This window comes from Sporomusa sp. 246TCP1, from assembly GCF_057319775.1.
Genome location: NZ_CM170492.1, coordinates 5184332 through 5206498, shown reverse-complemented (window position 1 = coordinate 5206498; position 22167 = coordinate 5184332). Strand labels below are relative to the sequence as shown.

Here is a 22167-nt window from a genome sequence, read left to right as displayed (position 1 = left end):
CGAGTTCACTCCTTTCTCAAAAAACCTTGGAAGCACTAAAATGTAATTTTTTGCTGTGCGCATCCGTATTGACCGTACCGTTCAAGACATAGCCGAAGTCGGCTGAAACGCTGTAGCCGCCGCCAAAAGACGCCCGCCAGCCGATGCCGCAGGCGGCCGCCGAGTCGCTGTCCAAATCGCCGCTAACCGGCTTCACATTGCTGAAATGGCCGGCGTCGATAAACGCCAGCAGCCGCTGTCCCTTGGCAATTTCGGGTGTATACAGTTCGAGGCTGGCCTGCAGACCACGGTCGCCGCTGACATCGCGTTCATCAAGTCCGCGTACTGAACGGGCGCCGCCAAGACCAAGCTGCTCTGGATAAATCAGCCGCTCATTGGTATATTGTCCGGTCAGTACCACATTGACCAGCCATTTGCTGGAAAACATATGCTGATAGTTGTAGCTGCCGCGCCAGAGTTGATAATTGGCGTCCGTATTCGACCGGTACTTTTCATATTGTGATGTGCTGTTTTTGCCGCCGCCAGGCAGATTGCGCACATATCCCAGCGAATAAGCAGTAAAGCTGCTGCCATACCGCTGACTTCCCTGATAGGTAACGCTCAGCGGCATTGAGTCAACATCGACGCCGATCTCGATCGGCGTTGCGCCCACTGTCAGCGTCGTATCATTTTTGTACTGCCGGAAATCAAGGCCAAAATCAATGCCTCGTTTTGCCGTCGGAGTGCGCAACAGGTTATGGACATAATGCAGACCCACGCTACTACCTTTGCCGGAGGCGTCGATACTGAAAGCACTGTCGCTGATAATAGTGCCTGAATTCGCGTCCGAATAGCTGGCCGTGAGGTATAGATTATCCTTGGCCTTTGGCAGCGGGAAGTTGTAATATAAGCCAAACTGTTTAACGTCACTAAGATGATTAGGTGAAGTAGTGTAACTGATAATGCCGGTTTGTCCTGAACCGTTGACATTGCCATTGACATAGGACAGGCGGGTGCGCCAGTCACCAGTATAGTTATTGCCTGTATTATCAGCAGCCAGAACAAACTTGACAGCGTCAGTTTCCCGCACTGTCACATAAGCGTCCAGCATATTGTCTGCTGCCGGCCGCAAATCAACCGTCAATTGCCGAAAGCCATTTTCATTTGCCAGCATAATTTCATCAGACAATGTTTTGACATTCAATACCTTGCCTTCGCACAGTTCCGGCAACACAGCCCGTATTTGTATATCCGTTGAAGTCGTATTGCCCTGTACAACTATCGTATGTATTACTTTATTAGCAACATTTTCTCCAACTTGTACCTGAGCATTGACCAGAGGCTGCTCCGCTGCCATTACATTCAAAACAGGACTGCCAATGTAAATTGATAAACCTGTTATCAACGCCGCTACAATCTTACCGCTTTTACGCCTCTCTCTACGGGATTGTGCTTTTCTCACTCGCACTGCTCCTCTCCTGCAGATAACAACTTAACATAAATAATTAATACCCCTCTCCTTGTTAAAATCTTTATTGGATCTATATATAATAATGAAAGCCACCCAGTCCCCATACATGCAAGACCAAAGCTGGATGAAAGCAACCTTTGGGGAACAGAGTGATGTAATATTTTTTTACTATACCATCAGAAAACAATCTATGCCCCACCCATTTTGGGTGGTTTTTGGGGAAATTGGCAATTTTTTTGTTAAAAAGGTTAATTCTATGTATTTGCAGAACTAAAAACAGTGTTACGCCATTTGAGAGGGGTTCTATTGCCGCATGTATATACATAGTATCGGTTTTGGTCTAGCGATAAGCTGGCTATGGCTGTTTTATTTGCAAGGGCCACTGCTTACTCCCATTGCGAACTTGTGGAAGAAAGATTCCGGGGAGTTGTTCAGTTGGTTTATAGGTGCCTGTTGGCTGATGTTTTTGCTCCTGTCAATGGGATTTCGCTTGCGCTCCATGTTGGACAAAAGATTGGCGTTGGCAGGCAGTGCCATGTTGCTGTCCTTGTGTCCACTACTGAGTGCACTTATACCGTGTGTTGCCGTCGGCACTATCCTTGCCAACCCACTGGTCGTTGATTTTCTCGCCTTCTTATCTGGAGTGTCTTTTTCCTGCCTAATCACCGCCTGGATGCAAACATTTCTGTTATATGATCTGCCAAAACTCGGATTGTATTTTTCCGCTGCAATTGTTATGGCCAGCAGCCTTACCATGCTGGCAAATAATCTTGACAGTTGGTTCTTTCTGGATATCCTTACCGTTATGCCGCCGGTATCGGTATTTTTACTGCTGCTGCGGCCAAACAGGCCCACTACCCCTATTGTGGCCGAAACTTCAGCGGTCGATATAGTCAATCTGTTTCCGGGCAGATTTATCTTGCTGATCGTTTTATTGTACAATGTCGGCGGGACGGTCTTCTCGATCGTCAATATCGAACGCCCCTTTTCCGCCATGTTCTGGCTTTCCAATATGTCTTACTTCGCCATCAGCCTGACTGCTGGAATTGTTCTTTATCGTTATCCCAACTTGGACCTCCGCTTCGTCTATCGGCCCATAGCTCCGCTTCTGGCCAGTGGTTTCCTGCTGTTTTCTTTTCACCAGCACCAATTTGCAATAATATCGTTTGTCTTAATACAGGCTGGCCTGGCCTTATTCGATATGTACACCTGGTTGCTATTTCCCTACCTTGCCCGGTTCTCTACCCGCCCGGCTGCCGTATGCGCTTTTGGTCTTTTTTTAACAACTCTTTCTATATTTTGTGGCAATCAAGTTGTAAGTGCATTGACCACGACGATAACCGGCATCCTGGACGTGGATAGCCTGGCCCTGGCGGCCGGATTTTTCTCAGTAACAGCTACTTTTCTATTCCATGATCATAAGGAAACTTTTGCCGGCTGGCAGGCTACTCTGCTGCCTGCTACCAATACGCGACAGCAGGCAGAGGATCACCTGCCGTCTAATACCCCAGCCAATGATACTGGACAAAATCAGGTTGCACTTGCGGAATTGACTGAAAGGGAACAGGAAGTGCTTACCTTGTTATTGAAGGGCCGTAGCGGCAGATTTATCAGTGAGACATTAAATATTTCAGCGAATACGGTGAAATTCCATACTCGTAACATTTATAATAAATTATCGGTTAATAATCGGCAGCAACTACTTTCCCTATTTGAAAATGCGAATTAATAAAAAAAATCACCCCAAAAGGTGATTTTTACAAAAACGCATAGTCTGTCACATTATCTGATTAAAAATTTTACACTATATTAATTGATCCCGTAGTTAAATAATGTCGCGGTAATTCTAATGATCAAAGTGGAATTTCATGTAACAGTTATCATTGTTGCTGTCAGACTTAAGCCAATCAACATGCTGATTAATTAGAAAACCAGACAATTTTAAAAATGCTGTGTCATCCTGTAGCAGTTCATCTTGTGTTGGTCTTGTGTCTGGAAATTGTATCAATGTACCCTTATAGTGAAGCTCCACATCCAAATTAAATTCATCGAAGCTGGCAGCTACTTTGACCGCTTCTTGTGTTAACCCTAGAATAGCTGCAGACTCCATAAACTCGTTGATTACTGCCGACGCACGATTAATAATTTCTGTTCGCGCCCCCCACGCAGCTCCATTAGCTTCCATGAAACCGGCAATTTCTTCCGAAGTGGTAACTCCGGGAGTCATTTTAGTCACTTGCTGTTTGGCAACACCGATACGGAACAGCAAATTAAGAGCAATAGCTGTTACCAACGAAGCCGCCAACGAGGATTTGAAAAAGGGCTGGATTAAAACAGGTAAGGACGATTCAAAACCGGGGAACATCTCAACAGCCAAACCAGTGACAAAGGCCAGACCCAAAACAAACGATTTTCGTGCGTCCAGCATACGCGAAGTACAAATCTGCATTCCCGCCGGAACTACAAATACTATTGACATCATTAGAATCGCCCCCATGACCGGTTCCGGCATGATGGCAAATACAGCGGCAATTTTAGGAAAAAAGGCCAATAGTATGAATGCAGCGCCCACACAATACCCAATATAGCGGCTGAGGGCTCCGGTTGCGATGGATAGCCCCATACTGCTGGAACTGGTTGTTTGCCCCATTGTTCCACATAAGCCGCTCAACATTGTCCCGAGGCCTTCAGCCAGTAAACCGCCGCCGATTGTATTCATGTCCGGTCTGGTCCAATTAGCATCATTCACCTTCTGACAAGCTGTTATATTACCCACCGTTTTTATGCTGGAGCAAAAAGCCACAAGCAAAAACGGCACTAGCAAATCAATGTTCAAAGACCACCCAACATGGCTAATACTGGGCAAAGCCATAATAGGTACTGCGGTTATTTTCTGTAAATGTTCGTCAGTAAGAACACCGGTAAAATAGGAGATCATAAACCCAACTGCAATGCCGGCTAACACCGAATATTGCCGCAAACTTTCTTTTCCCCACACATGCATAATCATAATAACGCCTAAGGTGGCAAACGCAATTATTGCATCCAACCCGTCAGAACCCTTTCCGTCTCCGACAAAGCTAAAAAAGGAGTATTTGATCAGCGAAACTGACAGCATCATAATAATTAAGCCCGTTATTTCCACTGGGAACAGTACCCGCAGTTTGTGTACTACTCTGCTAAACAATGCCTGAGCTATTCCCGCCATGACTGTCATTCCCAGCATCAGGTGCAAGCCGCCAGTCTTAATTGCCAAAACGGAAACAGGAAAAAATAACGCGTTGGTCTCCTGAGCACAAAAATACCCGGATCCCACCGGGCCTTTATTGCAGGACTGTAATATCGTCCCAACTCCCATAGTAATCATCATCAGACTCACCAAACTCTGCGCCAGTTCTGTTGAACCGCCAATTGCGGCAACAATAAGCACCGGGAACATTAGATCAACAGAGAGTGTGATAATTTGTTGTAACACCAAAGGTATTACTGCTCTAAACGGCGGTGTATCATCTACATCATAAATGATACCGATTGGTTTCTTGCGCTTCACTAGCCAGCCCCCTTTTGCAAAAAAGAATCATTGCAAGATTATTCTTCGCGGTCCCTTATCTGTACCCTCCCAGCAAATATTGATAAAAAGGCTTATCCACCCAAACTGTTTGTTGGGCAACTTGCATGTCAGGCCTAATAGCCAGTAATCCTGACAGTACAGCAGCCGACTTTTCCTTCAGAGAAAATGTATGGATTTCGTAATGACCGTCAGTAATAATATGATCTGTAACTGTTTGATAACCGCTAATGGGTGTTACTGATGTATACAGAGGCTGCCACCAGGCGTCATAAAGTAAGCCCTGCTGATTTTCACGGTCTTTCTTGGCGTACTTAAAAATAATGGTTTGAAAAGCCTGTTTCTGTTCGAGCGTCTGAAACTCAAACGAGATATCATATTCTTTAGCATAAGCAACGTAAATGCCGTTAGCATACTCTGCAACTGTAAAATCAGGCGTAATGCTTGGTTTACCCCATTCTTTCAAATAGATATAGGCTGAAGTTTTTGGTTCGAACTGTACTTTGGCATTTAATCCTTCACTCTTTAACAGCGCAATCAACTGCAATGCATGCTTAATACTGCTATGACCATAGCGGATAGTACGACGCTCATCAAATCGATGGGCATTATCCTTATCCCGAAGGTTGTAACCGTTTATCAGCCCTTGCGTCACACCCCGGTCTACAACCTCCAGCAGCTTCTTATCCTCAATCAACTTTGCATTTTCCCATGTCGTATACACTTTGCCGTATATGTCCTCATCTGCGATATACCCAAGATAGTTTGCCGGTAAATATTCACCATGAAAAGCCAATACCTTAGTTAACAGCACAGCAGCTAATTCTGGTGTAACCGCTTCATTAAGCTGAATATTTTTGTAATAAGACTGTGGCAGCAACTCGCTATCAATCGCAACTGCTAACTCGTTCAGCAAAGATGGTTGCAGCTTACTGCCCGACAACCCCAGTTTGCTAATCGCCACATCAGCCTTATGGCGATTATAAGTAGCAGCAACTTCTTTTAAGCCAGCTGCCCGTACGGCCAAAGTCACTGCATTAATACTAGTCAGACGACTATCCGCATCCAGTTTGCTCTCTGTCAGTACACCGCCATTATACAAAGCATTTGCCGCTTTGAAATACTTTGAGCTTGGCGCAATGCCGTCAATCCGTCCGGACTGCTCAGTATAGTCTAATTTTAGCACTTTTGCCAATGCAGAAATAAACTCGCCGTTATTAATCACACTCCCAAAGCAAATGGAGTATTTTTCTTCTAAGAACTGTACTTCCGGACCGCGATACCTATTCTCTGTCTGTCCGGTCGCTTGACCAGGTATCGTTATCATCCAAGCTACTAACACCGATACGATTAAAAACCAGGTAATCTTTTTATTCTCAAACTTACTCGTCATCGGAAACTCCATTCCTTTCGCAAGTAAACCTAAATTACTATTCCATTCCTTACAAATAGAGAGAACTCCTGCCAAATCTTCACACTTGACAGAAATTCTCTCTATTTTTCGCTGTTACCAATGGTACGGTTATTATTTATTGTTTTTTTCACAAAATGCAGAACGCTACTCTAGGGGCCTATTTTTATCATACAGGGTATAAGTAACCAGGACTAATAAAATAATGAAAACATAGCTATCCCTGGATTTACGTTGTTTTTTAGTTTGAAGGAGCTACAGTTATTTCTTTTTCGTTCTGTATATCCCAGCCGGCAGCAATCAACAGCGGCATAGGGTCAATACAACCGTTCTTATACGGATCATTGGTTTCAGAATAACCTACATGTAAATGTGGCGTGGTTGAATTCCCTTCATTTCCAGAAAAGGCAATCGTATCTCCTTTATTAAATGCATCGCCAAGATTGTGAAGACTAAAGCTGCTTTGCAAAATATGACCATAGATTGTCTGTTTACCGGCGCCGTGATCTAGCACAATATAGTATCCATAACCATCCGGATCAGTTTCCATGGCGATAACGGTTCCCGGTAGTGGTGCGGGAATAGGAGTGCCAACAGGTATAATTAAATTACTCCCGTTATTAAACCATGTATGTCCGTCAGGATCTGTATTCCAGCCAAACGGCTGGAGAACGTTCCAGCTAGTACTTGCACTGCAAACTGGAATTGCTAAACAGAAAATCAGCAGTAGACAAAGAACAAATCGTTTTTTCAATTGGATTCTCTCCCTTGGTAATATATTTTTTATTAGTCCTTTAAACTAACGGTAAAATATAGGCATGTCTATCATACTACTCTTACTTCATTTTTTAAAGGTAAATTTAAGCAATTACCCCCGGGCATATTATCTGACGACAAGTTTGCTATATGTTTCATCCAATCGGCGAATTCTTAAGTTCGTACAGATCAAATTCCAAAACTGCGTATTGCTAACATAGCAACCATCCCGCCTCCCATGGTCACCAGGGGCGGTTGACGAAAGTAGGCTAAAAGTGTCGCTATTGTGCCGGCAATAAGATAGCTATTCCCTGTTGAAATTTCAATGTAGCCTTGTGGCGCAAAAAGTGTTGGGGCAATTAAAGCAGTAAGCATCGCCGTTGGTACATACTTCAAAAATCGTTTAAGACGCGGGGAGATGCCCGCACTTCCAAAAATCGCAAAGCTACCAAACCGCGTAAAGAAAGTAGCAATAGCCATAGCAACAATGGTGATAACAACTTCAGTTCTCATCATTTCCAGCCCCCTCCAAAATTCCACCAGCCACAACCGCGGCCAAGCAGGCAATAATGATATACCATTTTCCAGGGATGGTAACCGCCGCCATTATGCTAACCCCAGCGGCAACCAAACATACCAATACGTTAAGTTTGTCAGTAAGGCGCGGAATTAATAAAGCCAAAAATGTTGCCGGCATAGCAAAATCCAGTCCCCAAGAGAGTGGGTCACTAATGCGGCTGCCAAGAAGTATTCCTCCAGCGGTTGCTACGGCCCAGGTAACATAGCCAGTCACATTACTTCCTAGTTGGAAAGCGGCACTATAACCAGTTGCTTGTGCACGACTAATCGTTACAGCATAAGTCTCGTCAGCCATACCAAATGAGAGGAGAGCTTTCTGGGGCAATGATAATTCAGTCATATAAGGGGCAAGAGACATCCCCATTAACAGATGGCGGAGATTTATCAGCAAAGCGGTTAGAGCGATCATTGCCATCCCAGCTCCTTCCGCAAACATGGGGAGGCTGATAAACTGGGCTGCCCCAGCAAATACCAACAGCGACATTAGTACCGCCTCGCCTGGAGTAAGTCCGATGGATTGAGCAACGATACCATAAGCAAGCCCAAACGGAAACATCCCCACCATGATGGGAAGGGTGTCTTTAATTCCTTTGAAGAATTCTTTTGTTTTCATTGATGTCTCCTCCGCCCAGATTACTTTAAACTATTGATAATTTGTAGTGTTTTAATTATCATAGTCGGCAGGAATAAAATTGTAAATATCCAATATATCAATAAAAGAATACCAATTACTCTTTTTTAAGGAGAATAAGGTAAATGGATATTACCAAAATGCTAAGTGGGGTTCGGATTGACCCAAAAGCATCCGCACCCATATATTTGCAAATCGCTAATAGCTTAGCAGCCAAAATTAAAGAGTGCACACTTCCCGTTGGCACCAAGTTACTGCCAGAACGCGAACTCGCCAGCTTGCTTGAGGTAAGTCGCACAACGATAATCAATGCCTATCGGTTACTGGAAGAACGCGGGTTAGTATCAACACGGATCGGTAGCGGAACCTATGTGGCAAATTCGAACGTTGCTGATCAACAAACCAACGATATGCCATGGGGACAGTTGTTTAGCCCCCACTACAAATCGCCATTATCTTCGTTACTTCGCTCGTTAGTCGCTACACCAACAGCTGATGAAACTATTTCTTTTGCCGCAGGCATGCCAGACCCAGCCCTTTATGACCTTAAAATTATTGAAAAAGCCCTCATTAATGGCAATCCCGGCTTAGAAGCAGTGGACTACGGCCACATACCGACTGAAGGATACCCACCCTTTAGACGCGCCTTGGCAACCTGGCAAACCTCCCAAGGCATACGCGCCACCCCTGATAATATTCTTATTGTGTCCGGCTCACAGCAAGGACTCTATCTCATTGTTAAAGCCCTCATAGAGCCGAGAGATTATGTTATCGTGGAGTCACCTACATATCTTGGAGCCATCCAGGTGCTGGAAGCTGCCGGAGCCCGCATTTTATGCTTGCCCCAAGCTAGCTCTCTCGATTTAGGAATGCTTGAGGACTTTCTAATACGCTATCGCCCTAAGCTTTTCTATACGATCCCTACCTTCCAAAATCCCACAGGGCAGGTCATGTCTCTTCACCATCGTCAGGAGTTAATTCGTATTGCCGCGCCCTACCGCCTCGTCATTGTGGAAGATGACCCATATAGTCAGCTATATTACGGACAACAGCCCCCACCTTCTCTCAAGAGTCTTGACACCTATGGCGGAGTAATTTATCTGGGGACATTCTCCAAGATCCTTTTCCCCGGGCTGCGAACCGGCTGGGTAAACGCCACTCCTCAAGTCATTAATCGACTGGCTCAGGAAAAACAATATGTCGATCTCCACAGCAATAATCTTTCCCAAATAATTCTTCACAATTGCCTAGAACAAAATCACCTGGCAGATCATCTATCATTTGTCCGAGGAGAATATAAAAAACGTCGCGATACACTTGCGGGAGCTATCAGGCAATACTGTAGTACCAATTTAGATTTTGAACTGCCAGAGGGCGGGTTTTATCTTTGGTGCAACGTCCGCTCCCCTGCGTCTTTGCCTGAACTTCTTCGCCGCTCTGCTGCTGCAGGCGTCACCTTTGTACCTGGCGAAGCGTTCTATCTTAACAATACCGAAATTCGCCAGATCCGACTCTGCTTCGTGACGCACCGCGAGGATCGATTAAAAGAAGGTATTCGACGACTGGCGAAACTGCTCACGTCGGGTGCTGCCAATACTGTATTTCCCTCAAGAACAGCCGGTCGCCCCTTCATTTAAAAGTGTCAATTTAGTAAATATCTTGAAGCTAGATCCCTTTGCTACCGTATAAATCTTTTAATATCCATTAAAACTAACTCATAGTTAAAATTTTTGCTTCACATCCGGCAATTGGCGTTGAAAAAGGACTTCACCCTCTCACTAAGAGTGGTAGCGTTGAATAACAAAAAAGAATTTTCGCCATACCCAAAACTTCCATGTGGGCAAAATGAGCATTATCCATTGACAACATACTTATAGCAAAGGGAGACGATGTAATGAAACAAGAATCAGAAAACCATCTTACCGCCCCTGAGGTTGGCGTACTTTGGGCCCAATATGTGAATGCGACTTTGACAAATTGCATGTTTAAATATTTTCTAGTGCAAAATGAAGATACAGATATTCGCCAGGTCATTGACTCTATCCAACAAGTAACCCAGGATAAAATCCAAAGAAACAGTAAGCTTCTTCAAAGTGACAATTACCCAATGCCTATAGGATTTACAGACAGCGATGTCAATACTGACGCACCCAGACTCTATTCTGACCCGTTTTTTCTATCTTATATACACAACATTTCCCGTCTTGGCTTAACTGCATATGCTCTGGCGCTTACTACATCTGTCCGACAGGATGTAAGGATGCATTTTAATCAGTGTATCACTGATCTAATTCAAATTGATGAAAAGGCAATTCAGGTGGAACAAGCTAAAGGCTTCCATGGAAGGTCACCCTATATATCACCCCCAGAGAAAACGGAATATATTCAGGACACCAACTTTTTTGGCAGTTTTTTTGGGAGCCAGAGGCCTTTGATTGCGATAGAAATTGCAAATATTTACTTATGCAGCCAAAAGAACATGATGAGTAAAACACTATTAATGGGGTTCGCCCAGGTAGCAGAATCGCGAGAGCTACGGAAATTTTTCCTGAGGGGCAAGGAAATAGTTGATAAACATATCAAAATACATGCCTCCCTACTCAGCAATAGCGACGTGCCTACCCCTGCAAGCCTAGACTCTGAGGTTACCAACTCCACTTCAGCACCGTTCTCCGACAAACTGATGCTGCATCATACTATTCTCGCTTTTCAGGCTGCACTCACATACTACGGTACGACGCTGGCCTTTATCCAGAGGGTAGATATATCTGGCAGCTACGTTCGGCTGATGACAGAAACATCGCAGTATCTAGAAGATGCTTGTATGCTAATGATTAAACATAAGTGGATGGAACAGCCACCTATGTCCGCCGACAGGAGAGCGCTCGTGCTGAGATAATACGCACAAATTTGAGTGCTAAATAAGTAACGTTCCACGGAAAAGAGAAGACAGGGGAATGCCTCTTTTTCGCTCGATAAAGTTGCTAAAAGAGAAGCGTCCCTACTGTCCACCTAAGGTTAGGGTTAACTTTAACTAGCGGGGCTTTGCCCCCTGCTGCCTGAATAACATAAATTCTTCCAATACCTCCCCAAATCGCTGGCTAATGTCTGTTGTATCTTTTCCCTCTTTATCCAGCCGGTCAAGTTCTTCAGATAGTTGCCAAATTTCATTATATAGCTCAGTCTCTTGTTTCTTATAATCCAGGTCTCTGCTATTCATAAGTCAGTTAAACCCACCCCTCCTTATTTTATCTGGCGGCTTCTATGCCCTCCTGTAAGTAATCACCCATAAAGGGGAATTTTACAGGAGGAAATTAAAAAGGATCACATCTGCAGGATTATTTCTACCCTACACATGCGATCCAAATCGATCTTTGCAACAGCATCAAGCTACAGGAAGCAACCCAAATAACAGAACCCGTCAGCGTGTCCTGGCAAACCTGTATCAAGATATGATACCATCGAATATTGCATGCAGTCGCACAGCCATCTGTCTTTCGCGCCAATCATTACACCCTAATTGTCAAAACTTGTAATTCAGCCAGCAACCGGGTATAATAAGATTGTCGTCGTGGACAGTTCGCTGTTACGTGTAGGTGTCTTGTCACCTGCTCGTGCCTATAGGTGTTGCAGCACCTGTGGGACACGGCGACTTTACTTTTTAATTTCCACCTATTACTAATAGTAGTATCTTTTTACACAAATTACAAGTGTATGAAGGAAAAAAATTGGTTTTCTATTAAGAAACTTACACCAGCACTTGTAAGTTAAAACGGGTTGCTCACAACCATCGCCTTCGTGACGCACGACAGGTTATTTGTCCCACTAGTGATTAAAGTGGAAATGGATGTACATTTTATAATCATATTTATGTAATTCTATTTATTTACTTTTCACACAGGAGGAACGGTGCAGGAAAGGGCAATGAGGTCTGCCCTCATTGCCCCCAAGACTTAGATATTACATTTACAACAGTACCTCTTTGTATACTTTCTCTATCGAAACAAAGTTACATTTCAAAAATTTTCGTTGCAATATTTTTACAAAATCCACTGTCATGCTCGACGAATAGAATAGTCGGTGAATGCTCAAGCAGTAATTCTTCTATTTGCATGCGAGAGATAACATCTACAAAATTAAGCGGTTCATCCCAGATATAGAGATGCGCTTTCTCACAAAGGCTCCTTGCAATCAGCACCTTTTTCTTTTGTCCACCGCTAAAATTATACATATCCTTTTCAAATTGAATTCTTGAAAAATCCAATTGTCGTAAAATAGCTTTAAAAATACTTTCATCGATACCGTTATCTATAGCGTAGTCAGTTAAATTGCCCCGCAGGTAAGAAGTATCCTGTGATACATAGGAGATTTTAAGTTGACTGGCTTTTCGAAAACTGCCTGTATAGCTTATATCTTCTCCACCGATAAGCCTAATAACGCTAGACTTGCCAGAGCCATTTTTACCGCAAAGCGCTACCCTGTCACCCTGTTCAATGGTGAAGTTTATGTTCGCACTTGCCATCTTACTGCCATAGAATATCGATACTTTATCAAGTTCTACAAGGCGGTCAGCATGAAAGTTAATCTGAGAAATCTTTAATTTAGCAGAGCTTTCGATATTCTTGAGAAGCTTAGACTTTTCATCAATAACTGCTTGTTGTCTTGCCTCAATTCCCTTAGAACGTTTCATCATCTTTTCAGACTTGTGACCTATATAACCCCTATCTACTGAATTCTTTGTACCCACCTTGGTTTTTTCTACTTTGTCTGACCAATCAGCTGTACGTTTTGCAGCGGATTGTAAGCGGTTGATGTCTTTTCGTAGTTTTTCGTTTTCTGCAAGTTCAAAGTTATCTTGTCTTTGTTTATTATCCCACCAAGTCGAAAAATTCCCTTTCTGAATTTCAATATTTGTTTTGTTTATAGAAAGGATGTGGTCAACACAATTATCAAGAAAAGCTCTGTCGTGAGACACCAAAATAAAACCACGTTTAGAGCGGAGATAGTCACTGACAACTTCTCTCGCCTTCATATCAAGGTGGTTCGTGGGTTCATCAATCAGCAAGTAGCTATTTTCTTTAAGGAATAGAGTAGCAAGCAATACTTTTGTTTGCTCTCCGTTTGAAAGTGTATCATATGGGCGATATAAGACGTCTTCCGATACTTGTAGTAGTGAAAGCTCACGCATAACCTGCCAATGAAGGCAGTCTGGATAGATGTTCTCAATTACTTCAATAGTATTGCTTTCGGAGTTAGTTACCTCGAAAGGGAAATATTCAAGATTTACATCTACTGAGATAGTACCGCTGTATTCATATTTACCAAGTAGCAAGTTGAGGAAAGTAGTTTTTCCTCTGCCGTTTCTTCCAGTGAAGCCCAATTTCCAATCTGTATCTATCTGAAAACTAACGTTATCAAATATGTTATCATAATTGCCGTCATAGGCAAAGCTCAGATTTGTGACGTTTATTATAGACATGAATTATCCTCCTGTAAAATAATAAAGCTGCAAGAAAGAACATTCTTGCAGCTCATAAATACAGCAAAGCCAAACCCAAACTGGGCATGACGAGGATATACTATGGAGCAAAAAGAATTGTATCTTTCTTGCATAAGCATAACAATACAAGAGGCATTTTTCGCCCCAAAATTATTATGCTTGTAAAATTAGCAAGAAAGAATAATCATCTTTTCAACTCCAATCCATTTAGTTATAACTACTGTATCATAATTATGTGCGAAATTCAACAAACAAAACCTGGGAGATTTCAGAAAGGCAAGACCTCACCCACGTATCAATATTCTCCCAGGGTTATTTTACTGCGCCCTTATTTTCTTTGTTGTCTTCAATATCAACGATTGGTTGTTTGATCAAACCTTTTATCATTTGTTCAAGATCAAACCCTGACACATTTTTCAACATTTCGGGTGCTGTTGCCATCAAGGAAGTAACATATTTACTAAGCTTCACAGCACCGTCACCATCGCCCCCTCCTGCATCGACAATAGTGAGTTTATCAATGGATTTGAGTGGTTCTGCTATTCTTCCGGCCAGTTCGGGCAGCATTTTTGTAACAATATCTAAAACTGCCGCATAGCCAAATTTATCGAATGCTTCAGCAATCTTTTCTTTTGCTTCCGCCTCCGCCAGCCCCTTTAATCGTATAACATCAGCTTCTGCAGTACCTTTAGCTCGCTCGGCATCAGCAATTGCCAAACCCTCTAGACGCTTTTGTTCTGCATTTCCTTTTGCTTCAGCCTCAATGCGGTATTGGAGCGCATCAGCTTCCCGCAGCTGCCTTGCTTTGGCAGCTTCTGCCGCTTGTTCAACTGCATAGCGATCTGCATCTGCCTTCTTTTTCACTTCAGCATCAAATTGTTTTTCACGACGCAAGATTTCTTTGGCCTGTACATCAATTTCCCGCTCCTTGCGTACAATTTCGATCTTCATCTGTTCTTGTATGACCATCTGCTCTGAACGGGCTTTCTGTATACCATACGCTTGATCGGCTTCGGCTTTCGCCGTATCCTGCTCTCGTTTAAATGCGGCAACTTTAAGTTCTTTTTCCTTTGTTGCCTCCGCAACATTTGTATCGCGTAGCAACTCTGACTTTTGTCCTTCTTCTTCGGCTTGAGCCTTCTTGATGCGGGAGTCTCTTATTGCTTCTGCCTCGGCAATATCAGCATCCCGCTTGACTGCAGCGATACGGGGTTTACCAAGGGCTTCGAGATATCCATGTTTATCACGTACGTCCTTTATGGTGAAAGATACAATCTGGAGTCCCATCTTTTTTAAATCTCTGGCTGCCACGCCCTGTACTTCCTGAGCAAACTTATCCCGGTTACGATACACTTCTTCTACTGTCATCGTGCCCAATATAGATCGCAAATGACCCTCCAGAACTTCCCGCGCTTCTGCTTCTAACGCTTCAGTGGGTTTACCGATAAATTGTTCAGCCGCTATGGCCACATCTTCAATCGCACTCCCTACTTTAATAATGGCCACCCCATCAGCTAGAACCGGAACCCCTTGCCCGGTATAAACCTCTGGTGTAGAAACATCAAGTTTATGGGATAGCAAGGAGATTTTTACTGATTGTTGAAAAATGGGTAAAATGAATGCACCGCCACCTCTGACAATCTTAGTTCTACGTTGTGAGTCGTCAGTTACTACATCTGCACCCATTAAAAAAGAACCGGTTACAATCATCGCTTCGTCTGGTCCGACAGTATTGTATCGCGCCCAAAAAGCTACTCCTAAAACAAGAATTACTACTAAAACAATGACAGGTATGACTAAAAAAGTAACGGTCATGATACTCCTCCTTTATTATGTTCCGTACAATTAGACACATATAAAACATTTTCCCTAACATCAATAACGATAACCTGAGTGCCAACAAAAAGTTCTGCGTTATCATAATTTGCAGCAATTTGATTAGTGTTTCCTGCACCAATTTTAATCAAGATCTCACCATATCCACTAACAGGTATAGGTACTGTTACCTCTCCCGTTCTCCCAATAAGATCCCTTATAAAAAAGCCCACTGAGTTTTCACAATTTCTCATTGGTTTAATATAAAGGAAATAGATGAACATAGACAACAGGATCGCTGTAAACAACGAGAATAGTATTACCCACGAAAACGCTAGTTCCGTATACCTTGTCAGCGTCAAGCCCATGCCGCCAAAGATAGTGATTCCCCCTATGATAACCATAGGTTGTAACCACTCTAAATGATCTAAAGGAAATACATGAAAGAAACCATTTAAATGGCTGTCTAAAAGATCTCCAAATAAAATTGTTACGGTCGCAAAAATAACGCCAAAGATCAAACAGCCCCAATATAACTCCAGCATATACTCCTTCCTTTCAATGCTAAATCCATAGTTTTAATCCTCTACACAAGCTAATTATTTGATTTATATATATATTCTTCCATAAAATATAAAATTCCTGCCGAATTAATACAAAATTTGGCAGGAATTTTATAGCTATTATACTTCTTGCGGTACCTCCGACTATCTTTAGATGGGTTTTTCTAGTGTCTTAATTATTTTCCTGCCAGTCCTGAACCGCCGATAACAAAGCATCCTGTTGGAGCAATGACAGTATCGCATAAAATACATAATGCCATTAAAATTCATTTTCAAAGAGTGCCACGGGAGAGTGCCACGGGGACGGGGTTGCTGACAAACTTAGAAACTTCTGCCAAGTCGGTGCAAATTTGGCAGAAGTTTTTGCCATTACCAATAATATCGTTCTCCGTATCATCTATAACGGTGAAAAGTTCTGATTGAATTCTACTGTAAATATAGTGCCTTTTTGGGGCTCACTTTCAACGGTAATTGCTGCTCCATGACGCTGTGCAATTCGATAGCAAACAGCAAGCCCCAGACCAGTCCCATTATCTTTGGTGGTAAAAAAAGGCTTCCACAGATTTCCTTTATTTTCTGGCAGAATACCTATACCGCAATCCTTTACTACTAATAGCACCTTTGGGCCGCTTGCCCAGGTTTTAATGTCAATTAAACCACCCCTGGGCATAGCATCCAGTCCGTTCCTTACAATATTGAAAATAATCTGACGAATACCATTCCGATCTAATATCAGATCAGGAATATTTTCTAAAGTAATTACTATCTCACTATTATTACGTAAAGCATCTGCCTGCAGTAATGGATAGATATCGCGTATAATGTCATTTAGATTACTTTTTGTAAAATCCATAACCTTGTTTTTAGCTAAAGATAAAAATTCCGTAATAATACTGTTGGCACGATCTATCTCGTTTATCATAAGTTCAAATTTATCTCTATGCCCGGTTAGCTCTTGTTTGTTTTCCAAAAACTGCAGTAGACCTCTTACAGTTGTCATAGGATTTCGCACTTCATGAGCAATACCAGCTGCCATTTCGCCAATTATATTCAATCTGTCCAGATGAGTCATTTTTTCCGTTTGTTTACTTATGTACTTTAGAATAGGAGTAAGTTCGGCTATTTCACTGTTAAATTCAAGGGCACGCCCGTCATACATAGCTTGAGCAAATGAGTTCAGGTCCATTTTTAATTGATCGAGAAACGCGGCAAGCGCCGCTTCTTTTTGCTCTAGAGTCTTGTAAAGCAACGCATTCTCAAGCGAAATAGCTGCTTGAGCGGATAATAGCTCTATAACTTTTACTCTATCAGGTGAAAATACATTCTCCGCTAGATTATTTTCTAAATAAAGAACTCCTTTCAACTCATTTTTAAGTATAATTGCCGTCGAAAAAAAAGATTTTGGTTTATTAGCAATAATATAAGGATCATTATCAATTGAAAGTTTTTGCAAATTTCCAGGAAATACAACGTTTTCCCCAGTTCTAGCTGTAAACCGAATAACTGTTTTAGGGATACTTTCACATTTATCAAGAGGCATCGCTATTAATAACTTTTCTTTTTCCCATTCTTTATCTACATATGCTTCAATCAGTAATTCATCTTCTTGCTTTAGGATTAGAAATCCCCGCTGTGCTCCCATATTTTCAAGCATCACGGTCATCAAGCGATTAAGCAATGTCTCTAGATTGATTTCACTTGAAATCGCCTGTGATGCTTTGATAATAGTCAATAAATCAATGTTCTTTGATATGTCCTGCAAATTCCTACTTTTTATAAAAAATTTTGGATATTTATCTTCCATGTCATTTACTTTCGCCTTTGCTCCCCAGAGCTGATATCGATAACAAGCTTCACGGAAATATGCTTTAGCACTATTTTTTCGACCATCACTTAAGTAGAAATTTCCTGCTAATTCATAGGCCAACGCCTCTTCATTTAAGTATTCGTTTTCCTTAGCCAAACCAATGGCCTTGTCATAATGTTTTCTTGCTTCAAGAAATTTTCCCGTTACTCGACAGATTTCCGCCTCAACCAAATAAAATTTATGGAGAAAATTAAACGGAGAAAATTCAGACCAAATACTCATCATTTTTTGATTTTTATTAACCTTTTCTAAAATCTCCTTCTTTTCATCATCTGACCTAATTGAATATACTGCAAGTCTTGTAAGAGAATCGTAGAAATAATAAATGGCTATATCTATCGTTGCCGAAGCTCCTGCCAAATTTGCTTTTACTTTTTCCCCAAATCGTAAAGCGGCAGAGTAATTCTGGAAGTGATAATTTAGAATCATTTTGCTCAAAAATAAAAACACCATTCCCAGCAAATCACCAACGTTCTGCATTGTTGAAAGCATTTTATCTTCATCACATAAATCTCCGGTAAGTTTAAGCGGATCTTTTGTTTTACCTTGCATATTATGAGCAAACTGACCAAAGATAGATTCCCAGTTTAAACTAAAACCCTGTTTTATTCTTTGTAGTCGTTTTATATTTGTTTTAATTTCTTTTTCCATTTCTTCAAGTGGTTGACCGGTATATAATGAATGCTTAGTATAATTCATCAAGCAGTAACCACCATACTCAAAGCTACCATTTTCTAGTCCAACCCAATAACCTTCCATGAGCGGTTTAAAGGTTGTTTTGAGGTGCTCTTTCCATGGTATTACACAACAATGATCCACATCCAATACAGTAGCCTTACACAGCTTCATATTCTGTTTTTTGATAAGCTCAGCATTAATTTTTGCTATCTTATGCGCACATTCAATATACTTTTTCAGTTTATCTCCTAATTCTATATTAGTTATTAAAGAACAAAGCGTAAGTCCATAAAGTGAATACACTGCAGGCGAAAAAGCAGCATTACCAAATTTTATGGATAATTCTATCATTTTACAGGTAATAATAGGCATTAATATAGGCGCTGCCTTATAGGTGACTGATACACTATTCAGCAAAATTTGCATAGCTGCCAATTTTTCGGGATCTTTCATTGGCGGTAATTTTGCCAGATTCTCTACTTTGACTTCTGCTATTGCCCTCCATGCACTTTCAAAAATTTCTTTAACCTCTAAACGGGTTGGTTCAACAGGAATCTCAATTCCTAGCAAATTAAGTACCGAGATACAAGTATTTAGAGCTTCTTTCAAATTAAGCTGCGCCTGCAAGGCTTCTATTATTATTTTATAAACAATAATTTTATCTATTAGTGTTTTCGCATTTTGCAACACTATATCTGCAAATTTATTCATTTTTGTAAATTCACTTATCAGATAAGCCGTTTCTGTTATTTGCGAATATAGCTGCAAACATAACTCATAATGTTCTTGCCAAGCATTTTTGTCTAATAATTCAATACCTATTTCAAAATAAATAAATGCCGAATTATAGGCAGCAGAACTTTTTGCCATTGATCCGGCCTTCAAATTCATTTCTACCAATCTTATTTTTTCTGTTTTATCAATAATCATCGTCCTGCCAGTATTAAATTGCCAGACCATTTCAAATAGTTGTTCGGTTTTGATAGTATTTGAATAGCTTTTTAGAAATGATCGTCCAAGCTGTAAATGAATAGCATATTTATTATTATCGGCTAGCATTGAATAAACAGCCTGCTGCACTCTATCATGGACAAATTTGAATTTGCTATTAGCCTGGGCTACATGTATGTCTTCATTTTGATCAACAACAACTACTAATCCTTCATTAACGGCTACCTGTAATTTTGCTTGAATAGATTCAAACGATTCGCCATCAATTAAAGCTATTGAATGCAAATCAAATTGATTACCGATACAGGCGCCGTATTTAAGTATTTGAATAGTCTTTATATCTAGTTTTCCAATTCTACTTATCAGCAAATCTACTACATTTTCTGTAATATTTAGTTTTTTTATTTTTTCTATATCCCAGCACCAATACAAATAATCATAGTCAAACCATATATATTCTTTATCATATAAAGACTTTAAAAATTGTTTAATAAAAAACGGATTTCCTTGTGTTTTATCATATATAAAACCTGCCAACTCCTGAATGTCATTCAGGGAACTTATTAAAGTATCTTCCAACATGGCTTGAATATCTTTCACGTGAAGCTCTTTTAACTTTATCTTGTTCAAAGTAGTGTTATTTTTTAGCAATTCATCTATTAATGTCAGTTGAAACAGCTCATCTTTGTTATCGCGATATGCTCCGATAACTAACAAATATTTACTGGATTTATTAATCATCAGCATTTTTATAAAATTCAAGCTCGCAGAATCTGCCCATTGCCAGTCATCAATAAACATAACAAGAGGATGCTCTTTATTAGCAATTGTTTGCATAAAGTTTTCAAAAACAAGATTAAATCTGTTTTGGGTTTCAGTTGCTCCTAATTCAGGAACTGAAGCCTGTTCTCCGATGATTAATTCTAAAGACGGAAGAACATCAACGATTACTTGTCCATTATTTCCTACCGCCTCTACTATTCTTTGCCGCCATACTTTCAGTTGGGCAGAAGAGTCCATAAGTAATATCTTTATGAAATTTTCTAAGGCTTTAATTATAGCACTGTATGGAGTATTACTTTCTAATAGCTCAAACTTACCGATAATAAAATGCCCTTGTTTCTGTATGACTGTTTTATAAATTTCCTTTATCAATGCCGATTTCCCTATTCCTGGCGAACCGGCTACTACTAATAATTCTGATCCTCCGTCTGAAACTCTCTCAAATGATTTTAATAATATTTTGATTTGATCTTCACGACCGTACAGCTTTGTGGAAATAGACAATTGTGAGCTAAACTCTCCCGGTTTAAAGTTAAAATTAGAACTACTTCGGATATTCTTCAAGCATCTTTTTAGATCTATTTTCAAATCAATTGCCGATTGATAGCGTTTTTCTGGGTTCTTTTCTATTAATTTCATGACAACATCAGATATTATCTTTGGAATTGTTGGATTTATTTCATTAACAGGTTTTGGATGTTTAGCAATATGACAGTAAACTAATTCAGATAAATCTTTTGATTCAAAAGGCAAATGACCTGTTAGCATCAAATAATACACTATACCCAACGAATATAAATCGCTCCGATAATCGACAGTTCGATTGATTCTACCGGTTTGTTCCGGCGAAATATAGTAATACGAGTCTTCTGAAATGTTTTGTACACTTCTTTTAAATAATGAGTTTTCAGCACTCCCAAGATCAATTATTTTCACTTGATTATCAAACTTACTAAAAAGAATATTTGATGGATTGATATCCTTATGAATTATGTTGCCCGCATGGATTTTCTCTAATCCCTCACAAATACTAATTGCTGCCGATAAAAACTCTTCGACTGAAAACAAACACGCTTCTATCAATTTTGCCAAAGGTTCCCCTTTAAAATATTCTTCAATGATTACGACCTTGTTATCATATTTTATTATTTCAAGATATTTAATAACAGCATTGCTGTTAATACTGTTTCCTAATAAGAACTCGTGCTGTAGACACTTACTATCTTCATTAGTGGGATATTTCTCATTTTTCAATTTAAGTATCACAGGCTGATTATCGGCAATTCTCTCAGCCTTATAAATAATAGATTTTTTTCCACGATGAATTTGAGACACTACTTCATAGTCTTTTAAGCTAAGGTATATCATTTACTCACCCCATATGATACTTGTTATTAGAAAGTATGAACAACTCATAGTCCGCCGTATATTTTCCCGTAGACCAAATATATAATATTAATTCGATATTCCCCTTTATTTTCCTGTAAACCATTAACATTTTACTCATTTATTGTAATAATATGACCTGAACCCTAGTTTAAACAAGGATTCAGGCCATTTTTTTGCCATTATCAATGATACGGTTCTTCCAGCTAATCATAAACTTCCATTGTTA

14 protein-coding genes are annotated in these 22167 nt (G+C 40.7%); 3 read left to right on the top strand and 11 right to left on the bottom strand.

Annotated features, from left to right (window positions below; translation table 11 throughout):
• Positions 1–16: 16 nt before the first annotated feature.
• The gene (locus tag AC1ECB_RS24590; protein WP_485666252.1) at positions 17–1441 is read right to left on the bottom strand and encodes a ShlB/FhaC/HecB family hemolysin secretion/activation protein; all 1425 of its coding nucleotides are present in this window, start codon (positions 1439–1441) and stop codon (positions 17–19) included.
• Positions 1442–1763: 322 nt separating this feature from the next.
• Here AC1ECB_RS24590 and AC1ECB_RS24585 point away from each other — a divergent pair, with 322 nt between their 5' ends.
• On the top strand, positions 1764–3179 hold the full coding sequence (locus AC1ECB_RS24585; RefSeq protein ID WP_485666251.1) for a LuxR C-terminal-related transcriptional regulator: 1416 nt from the start codon (positions 1764–1766) through the stop codon (positions 3177–3179).
• Between the two features lie 117 nt (positions 3180–3296).
• Here AC1ECB_RS24585 and AC1ECB_RS24580 read toward each other — a convergent pair whose 3' ends face one another.
• From AC1ECB_RS24580 to AC1ECB_RS24560, 5 genes are all read right to left on the bottom strand, one after another.
• On the bottom strand, positions 3297–5000 hold the full coding sequence (locus tag AC1ECB_RS24580) for a uracil-xanthine permease family protein (protein WP_485666250.1): 1704 nt from the start codon (positions 4998–5000) through the stop codon (positions 3297–3299).
• A gap of 55 nt (positions 5001–5055) precedes the next feature.
• Positions 5056–6411 carry a hypothetical protein gene (locus tag AC1ECB_RS24575; protein ID WP_485666249.1) on the bottom strand — a complete coding sequence of 452 codons (1356 nt, stop codon included), beginning with the start codon at positions 6409–6411 and terminating at the stop codon, positions 5056–5058.
• A 259-nt stretch (positions 6412–6670) separates the two neighbouring features.
• Entirely contained in the window at positions 6671–7183 is a 513-nt protein-coding gene (locus AC1ECB_RS24570; RefSeq protein WP_485666248.1) for a M23 family metallopeptidase, read from the bottom strand.
• A gap of 191 nt (positions 7184–7374) precedes the next feature.
• Positions 7375–7701: an AzlD domain-containing protein gene (locus AC1ECB_RS24565; RefSeq protein WP_485666247.1), complete on the bottom strand. Its 327-nt coding sequence runs from the start codon at positions 7699–7701 to the stop codon at positions 7375–7377.
• Entirely contained in the window at positions 7688–8377 is a 690-nt protein-coding gene (locus tag AC1ECB_RS24560; protein ID WP_485666246.1) for an AzlC family ABC transporter permease, read from the bottom strand. The genes AC1ECB_RS24565 and AC1ECB_RS24560 overlap by 14 nt, the downstream gene beginning before the upstream one ends.
• 143 nt (positions 8378–8520) lie before the next feature.
• On the opposite strand from AC1ECB_RS24560, the gene AC1ECB_RS24555 reads away from it, so the two are divergent.
• Together AC1ECB_RS24555 and AC1ECB_RS24550 are read left to right on the top strand one after the other, a co-directional pair.
• Entirely contained in the window at positions 8521–10032 is a 1512-nt protein-coding gene (locus AC1ECB_RS24555) for an aminotransferase-like domain-containing protein (RefSeq protein WP_485666245.1), read from the top strand.
• Between the two features lie 257 nt (positions 10033–10289).
• Positions 10290–11294, top strand: a complete 1005-nt coding sequence (locus tag AC1ECB_RS24550; protein WP_485666244.1) for a DUF3231 family protein — start codon at positions 10290–10292, stop codon at positions 11292–11294.
• A gap of 135 nt (positions 11295–11429) precedes the next feature.
• On the opposite strand, the gene AC1ECB_RS24545 is transcribed toward AC1ECB_RS24550, so the two are convergent.
• The 5 genes from AC1ECB_RS24545 to AC1ECB_RS24525 form a co-directional block, all read right to left on the bottom strand.
• Positions 11430–11615 carry a hypothetical protein gene (locus AC1ECB_RS24545; RefSeq protein WP_485666243.1) on the bottom strand — a complete coding sequence of 62 codons (186 nt, stop codon included), beginning with the start codon at positions 11613–11615 and terminating at the stop codon, positions 11430–11432.
• A 789-nt stretch (positions 11616–12404) separates the two neighbouring features.
• Positions 12405–13874 carry a ribosomal protection-like ABC-F family protein gene (gene abc-f / locus AC1ECB_RS24540; RefSeq protein WP_485666242.1) on the bottom strand — a complete coding sequence of 490 codons (1470 nt, stop codon included), beginning with the start codon at positions 13872–13874 and terminating at the stop codon, positions 12405–12407.
• 333 nt (positions 13875–14207) lie between these two features.
• A complete protein-coding gene (floT, locus tag AC1ECB_RS24535) occupies positions 14208–15710 on the bottom strand; it encodes a flotillin lipid rafts scaffold protein FloT (RefSeq protein ID WP_485666241.1) in 1503 nt (500 codons plus the stop codon).
• On the bottom strand, positions 15707–16255 hold the full coding sequence (locus AC1ECB_RS24530; RefSeq protein ID WP_485666240.1) for an NfeD family protein: 549 nt from the start codon (positions 16253–16255) through the stop codon (positions 15707–15709). The genes floT and AC1ECB_RS24530 overlap by 4 nt, the downstream gene beginning before the upstream one ends.
• Before the next feature lie 415 nt (positions 16256–16670).
• Positions 16671–21920 carry an AAA family ATPase gene (locus AC1ECB_RS24525; RefSeq protein ID WP_485666239.1) on the bottom strand — a complete coding sequence of 1750 codons (5250 nt, stop codon included), beginning with the start codon at positions 21918–21920 and terminating at the stop codon, positions 16671–16673.
• Positions 21921–22167: the final 247 nt, after the last annotated feature.

Coding starts and splice junctions, on each gene's coding strand:
- AC1ECB_RS24585 (WP_485666251.1), top strand. CDS start 1,764: ATGTATATACATAGTATCGGTTTTGGTCTAGCGATAAGCTGGCTATGG.
- AC1ECB_RS24575 (WP_485666249.1), bottom strand. CDS start 6,411: ATGACGAGTAAGTTTGAGAATAAAAAGATTACCTGGTTTTTAATCGTA.
- AC1ECB_RS24565 (WP_485666247.1), bottom strand. CDS start 7,701: ATGATGAGAACTGAAGTTGTTATCACCATTGTTGCTATGGCTATTGCT.
- AC1ECB_RS24560 (WP_485666246.1), bottom strand. CDS start 8,377: ATGAAAACAAAAGAATTCTTCAAAGGAATTAAAGACACCCTTCCCATC.
- AC1ECB_RS24555 (WP_485666245.1), top strand. CDS start 8,521: ATGGATATTACCAAAATGCTAAGTGGGGTTCGGATTGACCCAAAAGCA.
- AC1ECB_RS24550 (WP_485666244.1), top strand. CDS start 10,290: ATGAAACAAGAATCAGAAAACCATCTTACCGCCCCTGAGGTTGGCGTA.
- AC1ECB_RS24545 (WP_485666243.1), bottom strand. CDS start 11,615: ATGAATAGCAGAGACCTGGATTATAAGAAACAAGAGACTGAGCTATAT.
- abc-f (WP_485666242.1), bottom strand. CDS start 13,874: ATGTCTATAATAAACGTCACAAATCTGAGCTTTGCCTATGACGGCAAT.
- floT (WP_485666241.1), bottom strand. CDS start 15,710: ATGACCGTTACTTTTTTAGTCATACCTGTCATTGTTTTAGTAGTAATT.
- AC1ECB_RS24530 (WP_485666240.1), bottom strand. CDS start 16,255: ATGCTGGAGTTATATTGGGGCTGTTTGATCTTTGGCGTTATTTTTGCG.
- AC1ECB_RS24525 (WP_485666239.1), bottom strand. CDS start 21,920: ATGATATACCTTAGCTTAAAAGACTATGAAGTAGTGTCTCAAATTCAT.